We start from the raw sequence: 12,731 nt of genomic DNA, 5'->3' as shown, positions 1-12,731 counted from the left end.
CCTTCCTGGGCGCCAGGATACTGCGAACCGCACCGATCGGTACATAATTTCCGATTCGCAGGGAGTCCCTGCCTGCGCTACGGCATCCAGCCGCGGAGCGCGTCGGCGGCGACGTCCTCGAGCTCGGCCCGGTCGACGCCATTGGCGGCCTGAACCGCGAGTCCGAAGATGATCGTCATGAGGTGACGGGACAGCCGAACCGCCGGGGCGTCCGGTGGGAGGTCACCCTCGTCGATGGCGCGCTGGAAGCGCTCCGTCAGACGGTCGCCCGCATCGTTGCGGAAGTCGACGAGGAGATCGTGGGCAGGCCGGGATCCGTCGCTTTCTGCCAGGGCGCCCTGGACGGTCAGGCATCCATGGGGGCTGTCGGGCAGGGTGGTCGTCTGCACGACGCCGCGCAGCAGGGCCTCGGCCACCGCACGCGCGGTCGGTTCCGCCAGCGCGTGCCACACATACGCCGACGGCCCGTGGAGGTAGCGGTCCAGGGCCCTGCGGAAGAGCTCCTCCTTGTTCCCGAACGCCGCATACATGCTGGTCTTCGTGATTCCCATGGCGCCGGTGAGATCCGTCAGGCTGGATCCCTCGTAGCCGTGCCGCCAGAAGGTCTGCATCGCACTGTCCAACGCCTCATCCACGTCGAACGCTCTCGGCCGACCGGCCGCACGACTCCGGGTACTAGTCATTGGCCGATTTTACGCCCGCCCCTTGGACCGGTTCGAGAGCCGGATACGCGTGGCGCCGTGCACCCCTCGCCAGTGCTCGAGGTCGGGGAGGGTCAGCCCGAGTCCGCGGTAACCGGCGGCACCGGCCGCTTCGATCCGCACTGAGATGTCGCGCGGGCTGACCTGGCTTCTGCTCGAACTTCCGGCGACACCTCTCCGGCGAGCGTGAGATAGCTCGCCAGGATCACCGGATCACCGGATCCCCGGTCGTATCGGTCATGGCGTTGCCCGTCCCCCACGCCCGGCTCCGACCGGCAGCGCTTCCGCGTGCGGCGACCCCGCCCGGTCGGCAGGCGCCGACGACCGGCGCTGCCGCGCGACGGCCAGCCGCGACCGACCGAACTCGATCGCCACGACAGCGACCAGCAGCCCGCCCGTCACCAGCTGGGCCACGCTCGGCTGCAGGCCCTGGTCCCCCGCCCCGCTCGCGATCAGGGAGATGATCGCCACGCCCAGCGCGATGTTCAGCACCGTGCCCCGGCCGCCGGTCAGCGCCACGCCTCCGACCAGCACGGCGGTCGGCGCCGCCAGAAGCAGGGTCGTGAAGTTCGTCGGTGACGCGACGCCGGAGCTGAGCGCGATGAGCGTACCGGCCAGCGCGGCGAACGCGCCCGAAAGCGTGAAGGCCGTCACGACCGACATGCCGGTGCGCACTCCGGCCGCTCGGGCCTCGTTCCGCGCACCCCCGGTGGCGTACATCTCGTGGCCGAGGCGCGTGTAGGTCATGAAGAGCCCCACCAGGACGAACAGCACGACGGCCAGGAGGCTCGCCGTCGAGAACAGCCAGAACCTCTGGAGCAGCGGTTCGCCGAGGGAGAGATCGTTCGCGCTGATGGGGGCCTCCCCCGTCAGCGCCAGCGCAACGCCCTTGAGCATGATGAGGCTGGCGATGGTCACGGCGAGGGAGCTGATTCCGAAGCGTGTGATGAGAACGCCCTGGAACAGCCCGTAAACAGCTCCGAAGGCGACGGCGATCAGGGCGGCGGGCACGAGCCCCAGGTCGGCGAACATGATCGCGATGACTCCTGCCAGCGCCGCCATCGACCCGACCGACAGGTCCAGTTCCCCCACGATCATCGTCAGGCCGATGCCGAGGGCCACGATCCCCAGCAGGGCGAAGGATTGCAGGACGGGATAGACGGCGGAGGTGCCGCGGAAGGTCGTGCTGGAGGCGATGAAGTACCCCCACATCCCGGCGAGGAGGACGACCTGCGGGGCATACCTGAGGCCCGGGATCCGGCGCGCGCGCCGCGGCGCATTCGGCGAAGTCATCGTCCCGACCTCCGAGCGACGATCTGCATGACGACCACGACGACGAGGACGATGGCTCCCACGACGGCTTGCTGGACGCCGTTGCTCGCGTCGTTCAACAGCAGGATGTTCGTCGCTTGCGAGACGAGCAGGGCGCCGACGGCGGAGCGGAGGGGCGAGCCCACACCGCCCTGGATGGCGTTGCCCCCGATGAGGACGGCCGCGATGGAGTTCACCGTGAGGTTGGGCAGCGTTCCGACGCCTGCGACGCCGAGCTGGGCTCCCCACAGGATCCCCGCGAACGCCACTCCCAGCGAGAAGATCACGAAGACCACGAGGGCGACCCGGACACTGGAGATCCCGCTGAGAAGCGCCGTCTCGCGGTTTGCTCCGAAGAGGATGAGCTGCCGCCCCAGGACGGTCTTGCGCATGAAGACCACGACCAGCACCGTGACGACGAGGAACACGTAGACCGGGATCTGCAGGCCGAGGAACGCGGTGTTGCCCCATGACGGCCCCAGGTTTCCGAGGGAGACGTTCGTGCCGCCGGTGATGGTGGCGAGTACGCCGAGGATGACCGTCGCTGTGGCCAGCGTCGTCAGGATCGGGTTCAGCCCGCCCGAGACCACCAGGCCCTGGGCGATGCCGATCGCGCTGAGCAGGACGATCGTGATGAGGCAGGCGAGCAGGATGCTCCATCCGGAGCTGACCATCTCGATGAAGACCACCGCGGCCAGCGCCCCCGACGCCGACCCGGCGATGGAGACGAAGTGGCCGGAGAGGATCATCGGGGTCATCGCGACGGCGACGATGCCCGTGATGGAGGCGCTCAGGAGGATGGCGGCGACGTTCTCGCCGGTGGCGAATCCCGGCGTCGTGAACATCCCGGCCAGGAACAGCGCGAGGACGGCGATGAGGAGATTCACCTCCGGGGAGAAGATCCTCCGCACGGCTGACCCGCGGTCGGGGACGCCACCCGGAGGAGCCGCCACCACTGGAGCCGCCACCGGTGTGCTGGTCATGCGGCGACCTCCTCCTTCTGCATGACGGCCTTGACCAGCCGCTCCTCGGTGAGGTCTTCGGTCCGGTGGATCCCGGTGAGCTCGCCCTTGTAGAAGGCGGCCACGCGATCGCAGATGCCGAGGACCTCGGAGGTATCGGAGGAGGCCACGATGACGGCCATGCCCGCGTCGCACAGCGACGTCAGCCGCTGATAGATCTCCGCTCGCGCCCCCACATCCACCCCCCGCGTCGGCTCTTCGACGATGAGGACCGCCGGTTCCACTCCCAGCCATTTGCCGAGGGCGACCTTCTGCTGGTTGCCGCCGCTGAGGTTCCTGACCAGGGCGTCCACACGGCTCCCGTCGATGGCGAACGCGGCGGCATCCGCCCGCACGCGCCGTGCTTCCTTGCCCCGGGACAGCCATCCGCCGCGCGCGATGGCCCGGAGCCACGGGGAAGACATGTTGTAGCGGACGCTCACGTCGGCGAAGATGCCGTCGCGCTTGCGATCGGCGGAGCAGTACGCCACCCCGGCCTTGATGCCGGCGTGGCGCCGGCCGAGCGCAAGGTCACGACCGCGGATCCGCACGGCGCCCGCGGTGGCCGGCACGACGCCCGCCAACCCGCGCGCGATGTCGGCCGCACCGCTTCCGATCTGGCCGGCCAGGCCCAGGATCTCTCCGGCGCGGACCTCGAAGGACACCGGGGTCCGCAGGGTCGGAACGAGCAGGTCGGTCACCTCGACGCTGACGTCGCCGAAGGTCCCGGATCGCTTCGGATACATGGAGCTGAGCTTGCGCCCCAGCATCATCTCGACGATGTGGTCGGTGGTGAGGTCCTTGAGCGGGCGCGGTGGGCTGGCCCGGCCGTTGCGCACGACCGTCACCCGGTCGGCGATCTCGAAGACCTCCGGCAGGCGATGGGTCACGTAGATGACGCTCTGCCCGTTGTCCGCCAGGCGGCGCACCACATCCAGGACCCGGCGGATCTCGGCGTCGGACAACGCTGCCGTCGGCTCGTCGAAGATGACGATCCGGGCGTTGTCGGCGAGGACGCGGGCGAGCTCGACCAGCTGCATCTCGGCGACCGTGAGCTGCTCCACCAGGGTGGCCGGATCGACGTGGGACAGCCCCACCTCCCGCAGAAGCGGCAGGGCCTGCTGCCGCAGGCGGTGCGGCGTCCACACCGCTGGTGCGCCAGGGCGGCCCAGCGCGAGGTTCTCCGCCACGCTCCGGCAGCCGACCAGGCTGAACTCCTGCTGCACGACGGCGATACCGGCCAGGCGGGCGCGCGTGCCAGTAGACAGGTCGGCGTCGACACCGTCGATCTCGATCACGCCCGCGTCGGGACGGACGAGACCGGTGAGCGTCTTCACCAGGGTGCTCTTTCCCGCACCGTTCTCGCCGAGGAGGGCCATGACCTCGCCCGCACGGAGCTCGAAATCGACATCGGTCAGCGCTCGCACGGCGCCGTACTGCTTCGACAGGCCGCGTACGGCAAGACGAAGGGGCGGGGATGATGCGGGGGGGCGGGTCTCGATCGGTTCTGGCTCAGACATCACTGTGCTTTCTTGCCGAGGGTGTGGGGCCGGCTCTCTGCCGCCGGTGCGAGGCCGGTCAGGCCGGCCGAGTCGCGCCCGGCCGGCCTGACCGCTACTACATGGGGCAGAGCTCTTCGACGGACTTGCCCCAGATCTTCACGCTGTCCAGCTCGTCGACACCGGAGACGGCCACCACCGGCGGACTCGTGATCTGGGACGGCGCCTCCTCCAGGTCCACGGGCGGGGGGCCTTCCGGGCTCACCGGTGCGATCGTGCTGCCCGGGGTGCTCTTCCCCGCCGCGATCACCTGGAGGATCGTCTGCACCCAGATGTGCCCGCTGGCGTCATGGGAGAGGACCGCCTGCGCGGCGACCTTGCCCGTGCGCTGATCCTCGACTCCGTATCCGCTCGTCGAGCAGTCGCCGGAGACGATGGTGACGTCCTTGCCGGGTTCGATCCCGGCCTGCTCGAAGGCCTTGATGACGCCGGCCGTCTGGTCACCGTTGTTGGAGAGCACGAAGTCGATGCCCTCGTTCTTGATCTGAGGCAGGACCTGGGTGACCATCTCGTAGGTGCCCTGCGTGGCGTTGTCCTCCACACGGAGTTCGCGGATGATGTTGAACGGCTGGTCCTCGAACTGCGCATAGGCAGCGGCTTGCCGCCGCTCGTACTCGGGGTAGTTGGGCATCGCCCCCACGACCAGCAGGTTGCCCTCCGGGCTGTGCAGCTGCTTCCCGGACGCCTTGACGTCTTCGCGCACCTTCACCAGCGCCTGGCCCATCACCTTTCCGATCGCCTCGGGGTTCAGCCCGGCGAACGCCGAGATGAACTCGAAGTCCTCCTTCTCCGGCTCGATCTGCACTTGCACGACGGGAGCGACGGCGGTGAGGCTCTTGACCGAGGCGGAGACCACCTTCGGGTTGAGGGCCATCACCATGAAGCCGTCCGGCTTCTGTCCGCTGTCGATGAACTGCTGGATCTGCTGCACCTGGGCCGACTGGTCAAGGCCCGACAAGACGTACTTGACGTCCACGCCCAGCTTCTCGGCCTCGTCGTCGACGCCGGCGTACATCAGGTCCAGGCACGGACAGATCGCCCGGTCCAGCCCGAAGAAGACGATCTGCTTGGCACCGGACTCGGCGCTCCCCTCGGAGCCCCCGGCGCCTGCGCCGCTCGCGCATCCGGCCACCAGGACGCAGATCGCCGCGCCGGAGATCAGCGCTTTGCCCCCGCGGCCGATCCGTAGGCCGGAACCCCGCGCCGCGACTCTCAGCGACCGCCAGCCCTGCGCCAACCGCTTCGGCCACCTGAGTGTGCTGCTCGTCGTCGACATGGATCACTCCTTCGTGATGTGGACATCGCTGCCCGCTTGCCTCTAGGACACCGTCAGGTTGAATATCACTCTCGCGACTGCATTTTGTCAATGGGTTTGGATACGATATGTCAAACCGGTCCGGTCGCGGCTCGGTTTAGTCCGGTCGGCGCCTTTCATATATTGACGCCGAATCTTGCGGCAGCCTCCATATTTGTATATTCTAAACGCACCGTCGCGCTCTCATCCGGTCGGCCGATGCAGCAGACGTCCGCACGCGCGCCGCAGCGACTCGCCCAAGTAAGGGCGGTTTCGGCGCCCGCATCGCAGGCGCCACACCCTTGCTCGCCACCACCCAGCTGGAGGTCCCGATGTTCGAACCCTTCCCCGGGAGATACGTGTGGAACTTGTCCGTCGGACTCGCTCTGGCCGTGGGCGGCCAGATCGGTGAAGTCGATCGGGCATGCCGCGAGCTTCAGGGCCGCATCGGTGCGAACGACGACAGCGCCGCATTGGCGTTCTTCGAGGAGTGGTGCCGCCTCGGTGATCGCCTCGTCGAACTGGCGAAGGACGACGAGGCCGCCGGCAATCTCCGCAGCGCGGGCCTGAAATACGGACGGGCCTCGGTGTACTACCAGACGGCGGAGCGGATGCAGGCGCGCACGTACGCTCCGCGAAAGGCCGCCTACGCCAACGCCCTCGACACGTTCGGGCGCTTCCTCGAGCTATCGGGCGAGCCCGGCGAACGGGTGCGGGTGCCCTTCGGCGACACGGATCTCGGCGGCATCCTCGTCGTGCCCGATCGGCCGGGGCCTGTGCCGTGCGTCCTCTTCTTCAACGGTCTGGACAGCACGAAAGAGCAGATCTACGGCACCGGCACGGCACAGGAACTGGCTCGCCGCGGGATCGCGACACTGATCGTGGACACACCGGGTTCCGGCGAGGCGCTGCGCCTGGCCGATCTGCGCGCCATCCCCGAGACGGAGATCTGGGCGAGCGCCTGCATCGACTACCTCGAGACCCGCGAGGAGATCGACAGCGAGAGCATCGGCATGGTCGCGTGGTCGCTGGGCGGCTACTACGGCCCGCGGGCGACGGCATTCGAGCCGCGGATCCGATTCGGCGTGGCCTGGGGATCGAACTACGACTGGGGTGAGGTCCAGCTTCAGCGCATGCGCGATGAGGGAGACCGCCCCGTCCCGCACTACTGGGACCACGTCCAGTGGGTGTGGGGAAGCGACAGCCTCGAGGAGTTCCTCGAACTGGCTCCGAAGGTCACCCTCCGGGGAGTAGCGGACCGGATCACCGTCCCCTTCCTCGTCGTGCACGGCGAGCACGACCGGCAGATCCCCCTGCGCTACGCGTACGCCCTCTACGACGATCTCGTGAACTCCCCCGCCCCGCAGTTGAAGATCTTCACCGACCGCGAGGGCGGCGTCGAGCACTGCAGCGTCGACAACATCCCGGTGGTCCGCGACTACATCTGCGACTGGATCGACCGCACCGTGCGGGAGCTCCCGGCCTCGGACGCCCACTCCCGGTCGCGCGCGTTTCCCGAAGCCATCGTCTGAGGCCGGGGTCGTCCGACCGGGCGTCAGGCGAAGTCGCCCAGCTGACGCTCGATCGGAACACCGCCCGACACGGTGACGTCCCCGGTGTGCGCGGTGGTCACCGTCTCGATGAGGACGATATGGACCTCTTCGTCGGCGACGGGGTTGTGCCGGACGCCGCGCGGCACCACGTAGAACTGGCCAGGCCCGAGGTGGACGTCCTCGCTCCCCTCGAGCCCCACCACCCGGGGGTCCAGTGCGCTACGACGTGGTCGATCTTCGCGGCGACGTCTGTGGCAACAGGTTCGTCCACATATCCAGTGTCGTCGATCACACGCCGGCGGTGCTCACTGCAGCTGCTGCCTCAGCACGGCGGCGTCGTGGATGGCGGACATGTGCCGGAACCTGCCGTCGCGAAGGGTGTAGATCGCGTACTCGACGATCTCGAACCGCCGGTGATGGGGCGCCACCCCCAGCCACTCCTTCGTGGGCGTGCCGGAATTGAGCAGGCGCGCGCCGAGACGATCGCCGTCGACGACGAGCTCCTGCACTTCCCAGTGGAAATCGGGCACCGCATCGGTGATCGAGCGCAGGTTGGCGATGAGGGCGTCGCGCGACGCCGGCTCCCCCTGCTGCGACACGTCCTCGTGAGCGAACTCCTCCATACGGTCGAACTCGTGGGCGTTGAGCGCCTCGATGTAGCGCGCGTAGAACGCCCGTAGGTCTCTGTCGGACATCCGCGGCACCTTCCCGTCGACCCGTGGGTCATCACGCCTGCTCAAGCGGATGCTCGGCGAGCGGATGCACGTCGATGTCCATCCACGGCCACATGGGCAGAGAGCTCAGCACGTCGTGGAGGGCCGTGGCATCCGCGATCGAGTACAGGCTCCAGTTCTCCCGCCTGCCCGGCACCCGCCAGGCGCGCAGGAGAGTGCCGGCTTCGCGGAGCTCGAGTCCTCGAGCCAGTTCTCCTCGGCGCAACTCCCCCTCCACGTCCGCGGGCATGTCCGGCGGCAACTGGATGCGGATGTTCACCAGGAACTCCACGGCGATCACCCTGCCAGGAAATCGGCGATCGGCTGCATCTGGCCGACCAGCATGTGCCTGCCCTCATGGACGGCCAGCCCGCGAGCTGCCGCCGCCGCCAGGAACGGCGTGAGCTCGGCGGAGACGATGACCTCGGCCGCGACGGCGCCCGCAGCGAACCGATCCACGTCGAAGGAGACCTCCGCGCCGGGGGTCATCCCCACAGAGGTCGCATTGACGACCAGGTCGGCGTCGGCCGCACGGGTTCCGCCGACGGTGACGTCCGCGAACCCCAGCCGGTCGGAGAGCCGCTCGGCCAAGGCGTCCGCCTTGGCGAGCGTGCGGTTCTCGATGTCGAGCGAGGCGATCCCCGCGCCGACGAGGGCAGCGGCCACGGCGCTCGCCGCGCCGCCGGCACCCATCAGGAGCACCGAGCGGCCGGCCGGATCAATCCCCTGCGCGCGCAACCCGGCCACGAAGCCGGCGCCGTCGAAGGTGTCGCCCACCAGCCGCCCGTCCTCCGTGCGGCGGATCGCGTTGATCGCTCCGCTGATGACGGCGTCCGGGCCCAGCTCGTCGCACAGTTCCGCCGCATCCTGCTTGTGCGGCACCGTCACGACAGCACCGGCCGTGCTCGGGGTGGCACGCATCACGTCCAGAAAGGAGCGCAGGTGCGCGGCCGGCACATGTGCGGGCACCGTGACCAGGTCGGCACCGCGTTCGCGCCAGATCGCGTTCTGCGCTTGCGGCGTCCGCAGCTGGAACACCGGATCGGCGATCACGAACACGGTCCGGGTCATCCCGGTGATCTCCATCGGGTCGAGCGTCATCTCAGGTCCTCTCCGTGGCCGCGTGCACCGCGGCCCGTCTCATGATCGCCGCCGCCGCCGGGAACACCGGCGCGGCCGGCGCCGAGGGGCCATGACCACTCGGCACCGGCCGCGGGATGCCGCACGGGACGGCTGAGGCGCTGGTTTCGGTCAGCTGATGCCGCGGATGGCGAACGGGCTCGTCTCCAGGTCGCCCTCCGGGTTGATCGCGCCGGCACGACCGCCGGGGAACAGCTCGTTGATCGAGTCGGGAACGGACCGGTTGCGGAACGCGTCCAGCGAGCCCTGCTTCGCTAGCCAGCCGACCGGCTCCCAGTCGGGCATGTAGTTGCGGTAGCCACCGGAGAAGAGCTCGATCCGGAAGCCCGAGGGCTCGCGGACGTAGAGGAACGTGTTCTCGCCCATGCCGTGCTTGCCCGGTCCGTATTCCACCGGGAAGCCCGCCTCGATGAGGACGTCGGCGGCACGATAGACGTCCATCTCCTGGTCGAGCCAGTAGGCGACGTGGTGGACCGCGCCCGAGACGCCGGTGGTGTTGTGCAGGATGCCGAGGTTGTGGGCCTGCTCCGTGGTGGACACCATGCCGAAGAACGGCGTCTCCGGAGACTCGTCCAGCGCGGTGTACTCCATGTAGCGGAAGTTCAGCTTGTCGCGGAACCACGAGACGTCACGGAGCACATCGTCGGTGCCGAAGGTGACGTGGTCGATCGAACGAGCCGCCACTCCGAGCGGAGAGAACTTCTGGCGACGGTTGGGGTAGGTGGAGCGGAGGTTCTCGGGAACCTCCACGGACTTCAGATCCCAGAAGATCTCGTGCCCGTGTCCACCCGGCGACCGGAACTGGTACGCGCGACCGCGCCCCAGGTTCTCCCCGGTCCACTCGCCCTCGCCGCCGTCGGCGGTGAGCACCTCGACGGCGTGCTCGAGATCCTCGGCGCTGTCGGCACGCCACCCGATGCGCACCGCCTGCGCCTCGGCACCCTCGGTCAGCTGCAGGCTGTAGGGAAGGAAGTCACCCCAGGCGCGGAGGAAGATCCCCGCGTCGTTATGGGCGACCTCGGTCATTCCCAGCACGTTGACGTAGAAGTCCCGCGACTGCTGGAGCTGCGGCGTTGCCAACTCCACATATGCCAGCTGGGAAACCGTGCGGTTTGACATGGTGTTCTCCGTTCGATTGGTAAGGCGACTCGACTGCCCGACGGCGGATCTCCGTTGATGGGTGAGCGGCTCGGATACGACACATCGCTGCATCCAGACGAATCGCGTACGACTTGTATATTATAGGCCCTTTAATCCGCTATCCCAAGCAAATATGCAGTCTCAGTACATGACGAGTCCGGAAGAGACGTTCATATCCTCACCCGTCACAGACGCGGAATCGTCCGAAGCCAGGAAGACAGCGGCATTGCCGACGTCCTCCGCCGGCGTGAACTGGCCGAGGGGAGACAGGCGGAGGAACTCCGCGTGGACCTCCTCGTACGTGATTCCTCGCGTCTCCGCCTGGCCTCGCAGCATCGCATCCATGCGCGGTCCGTCCGACCCGCTCGGGGAGATGAGGTTGGCGCGCAGACCGTAGGGACCGATCTCCCACGCGAGCGTGCGCACCAATCCCACCAGCCCGAGCTTTCCCGTGGTGTACGCGGTGCGACCGTGCAGCGGGCGCTTTCCCGACGGCGAGCCGATGATGATGATGTTTCCGCTGCGCCGCTCGATCATCGAAGGCAGAAAGGCCCGACAGGTAAGGAAGACCCCGCGGACATTGACGTCGAAGGTCTCGTCCCACTCGGCGGGGTCGATCTTCCACAGCTCCTTCATCGGGCCGGTAACACCGCTGTTGTTGACGAGGACGTCGACGTGGCCGAATCGATCGAGGGTCTGCCGGGCGAGATCGTCGATCTCGTCCTCGGAGCGAAGGTCGGTCGGCACGACGAACGCTTCCCCGCCCGCCGCTTCGATCTCCGCCTGGACGGCCTCCAGGTTCGCGCGAGTTCGCGCCGCGAGGACGCAGCGCGCGCCCTCGCGAGCGAGAGCCAGCGCGATGCCGCGGCCGATGCCCTGACCACCTCCAGTGATGACAGCGACTTTGTCCTTCAAACGCATGGAACCCTCGATTCAGACGTGGGGGAACGGGCAGGTCATCCGTGAGACAGGTCCGGCGAGGGCAGTCGCCCCATCCACGGGTGGAAGAGGCCGGCCGGATCGTACCGGTGACGGATCTCATCCAGGCGCGCCAGGTTCTCGTCCGAGACGAAGCGAGCCGGTCGACGACCGAGGTTCTCGTCAGCCAGCTGGATTCCGGTGGACAGGTGGGCCATCGCGCCGATCCGCTCCTCCGCCCACGTCGCATAGCGGTCGTCGTCCGCGGGATCGTCCCAGACCCCGTAGGCGGCGATGTATGTCTCGTCCTCGACGCTGAACGCCATGGAGGGACGCTCCGGCCAGTCCCCTCCCCAGTGGTTCCACATCATGGCGGAGGGGTAGGGCGGTAGCGTCCGGGCGATCTCCTTCATCCCCGGCAGCAGGTCGGCGGCGCGCGCGTGGGTCCACATGTTGTCGACCGCGTAGCGCGACCCGGCGGGATAGAACCCGCCGACGCCGGCGTACAGGTCGCCCAAAGAGGCTTCGGTGGCTGTCACGACCTCCAGCGCCCGCTCCCGCAGAGGACACTCGGCGACGAAGGCCAGCGCTGCGGCAGCCTCCTCCGCGGTGTCGACCAAGGCAGGAGCTGTGAGCGTGATCTCGGGCTCGCCGTTCTCCGCGCGGTGGATGAAGAGGGAGAGCTCGACCTCGCGGGCGAGCGTCGGGGCGACCTGCTGCACCCACGGGAACAGCTCGTCCGCGACGTCGAAGGGGAATCGCATCAGGCTGCTCGCGATGTAGCCGGGCGCCTTGTAGAGGCGGACATGGAACGCGACCACGACGCCGAAGAAGCCGGGCCCGGCCCCGCGGGCCGCCCAGAACAGGTCAGGATGCTGGTGCTCGTCGGCGTGTACGAGCTCGCCATCGGCGGTGACGACGTCGATCGCCTGAACGCTCATGCATGCCGGACCGTGGACGCGGCCGTTCCAGCCGAAGCCGCCCTGCAGAAGGTAGCCGCCGACGCCCACGTCGAGATCGTGGCCCCCCGGGAAGAAGAGCCCGTAGGGCTGGAGTGCGCCGGCGAGCCCCTTGAACCCGGGTCCGACCACGGCGGTCAGGGCCTCGGAATCCACCTCCAGCTGGTTCAGCCGTGAAACGTCGAGCAGCATGCCGCCGTCCCGCAGGTGATTGCCCGCCCAGCTGTGCCCGCCGGACTTCACACCGATACGCATCCCACGTTCGACGGCGCGGCGCACGGCAGCCACGACATCGCCGGCACTCTCGGCGAGCACGATCTCGTCCGGGTAGCGCGCCGGAGTGCGCCCATTCCAGACGGCGTTCCGTCTGGCCTCCTCGTAGGCGGCGTCTCCTTGAGCGAGCACCACTGGTTCCGTCTTTGCCATGTCCGTCATTGGGCAC

The 12,731-nt window shown here is 68.3% G+C and carries 13 protein-coding genes; 1 reads left to right on the top strand and 12 read right to left on the bottom strand.

Annotated features, from left to right (window positions below; translation table 11 throughout):
* Positions 1–77: 77 nt before the first annotated feature.
* The 5 genes from AC2DFQ_RS05105 to AC2DFQ_RS05085 all read right to left on the bottom strand — a co-directional run bounded on the left by AC2DFQ_RS05105 (position 78) and on the right by AC2DFQ_RS05085 (position 5,848).
* Positions 78–683 (bottom strand): TetR/AcrR family transcriptional regulator, encoded by a 606-nt coding sequence (locus AC2DFQ_RS05105; protein WP_484508112.1) that lies wholly within the window; start codon positions 681–683, stop codon positions 78–80.
* Between the two features lie 255 nt (positions 684–938).
* Positions 939–1,994, bottom strand: a complete 1,056-nt coding sequence (locus AC2DFQ_RS05100) for an ABC transporter permease (protein WP_484533151.1) — start codon at positions 1,992–1,994, stop codon at positions 939–941.
* Entirely contained in the window at positions 1,991–2,995 is a 1,005-nt protein-coding gene (locus AC2DFQ_RS05095) for an ABC transporter permease (protein WP_484508110.1), read from the bottom strand. The genes AC2DFQ_RS05100 and AC2DFQ_RS05095 overlap by 4 nt, the downstream gene beginning before the upstream one ends.
* Positions 2,992–4,533 (bottom strand): sugar ABC transporter ATP-binding protein, encoded by a 1,542-nt coding sequence (locus tag AC2DFQ_RS05090; protein WP_484508109.1) that lies wholly within the window; start codon positions 4,531–4,533, stop codon positions 2,992–2,994. Before AC2DFQ_RS05090 ends, AC2DFQ_RS05095 begins: the two co-directional genes overlap by 4 nt.
* A gap of 97 nt (positions 4,534–4,630) precedes the next feature.
* Entirely contained in the window at positions 4,631–5,848 is a 1,218-nt protein-coding gene (locus AC2DFQ_RS05085; protein ID WP_484533150.1) for a sugar ABC transporter substrate-binding protein, read from the bottom strand.
* Between the two features lie 320 nt (positions 5,849–6,168).
* Between AC2DFQ_RS05085 and AC2DFQ_RS05080 the strand changes: the two genes are divergently transcribed.
* Positions 6,169–7,398, top strand: coding sequence for an alpha/beta hydrolase family protein (locus tag AC2DFQ_RS05080; RefSeq protein WP_484508107.1), 1,230 nt, complete (start codon positions 6,169–6,171; stop codon positions 7,396–7,398).
* A gap of 23 nt (positions 7,399–7,421) precedes the next feature.
* Here the strand turns inward: AC2DFQ_RS05080 and AC2DFQ_RS05075 are convergent, their stop codons facing one another.
* The 7 genes from AC2DFQ_RS05075 to AC2DFQ_RS05045 all read right to left on the bottom strand — a co-directional run bounded on the left by AC2DFQ_RS05075 (position 7,422) and on the right by AC2DFQ_RS05045 (position 12,724).
* Positions 7,422–7,622 carry a cupin domain-containing protein gene (locus tag AC2DFQ_RS05075; RefSeq protein ID WP_484533149.1) on the bottom strand — a complete coding sequence of 67 codons (201 nt, stop codon included), beginning with the start codon at positions 7,620–7,622 and terminating at the stop codon, positions 7,422–7,424.
* A gap of 102 nt (positions 7,623–7,724) precedes the next feature.
* The gene (locus AC2DFQ_RS05070; RefSeq protein ID WP_484508105.1) at positions 7,725–8,114 is read right to left on the bottom strand and encodes an ester cyclase; all 390 of its coding nucleotides are present in this window, start codon (positions 8,112–8,114) and stop codon (positions 7,725–7,727) included.
* Between the two features lie 31 nt (positions 8,115–8,145).
* Positions 8,146–8,433, bottom strand: a complete 288-nt coding sequence (locus AC2DFQ_RS05065; protein WP_484508104.1) for a muconolactone Delta-isomerase — start codon at positions 8,431–8,433, stop codon at positions 8,146–8,148.
* The gene (locus AC2DFQ_RS05060) at positions 8,430–9,233 is read right to left on the bottom strand and encodes a shikimate dehydrogenase family protein (RefSeq protein ID WP_484533148.1); all 804 of its coding nucleotides are present in this window, start codon (positions 9,231–9,233) and stop codon (positions 8,430–8,432) included. The genes AC2DFQ_RS05065 and AC2DFQ_RS05060 overlap by 4 nt, the downstream gene beginning before the upstream one ends.
* A gap of 150 nt (positions 9,234–9,383) precedes the next feature.
* Complete coding sequence (locus AC2DFQ_RS05055) at positions 9,384–10,391, bottom strand: VOC family protein (protein WP_484508102.1); 1,008 nt, start codon at positions 10,389–10,391, stop codon at positions 9,384–9,386.
* Between the two features lie 162 nt (positions 10,392–10,553).
* Positions 10,554–11,333, bottom strand: coding sequence for an SDR family NAD(P)-dependent oxidoreductase (locus AC2DFQ_RS05050; RefSeq protein WP_484508101.1), 780 nt, complete (start codon positions 11,331–11,333; stop codon positions 10,554–10,556).
* Between the two features lie 35 nt (positions 11,334–11,368).
* Positions 11,369–12,724, bottom strand: a complete 1,356-nt coding sequence (locus AC2DFQ_RS05045) for an FAD-binding oxidoreductase (RefSeq protein WP_484533147.1) — start codon at positions 12,722–12,724, stop codon at positions 11,369–11,371.
* Positions 12,725–12,731: the final 7 nt, after the last annotated feature.

Source organism: Microbacterium sp. Z11_20, from assembly GCF_057197605.1.
The sequence above is the reverse complement of the archived record's forward strand: the minus strand, read 5'-3'. Positions and strand labels throughout refer to the sequence as shown.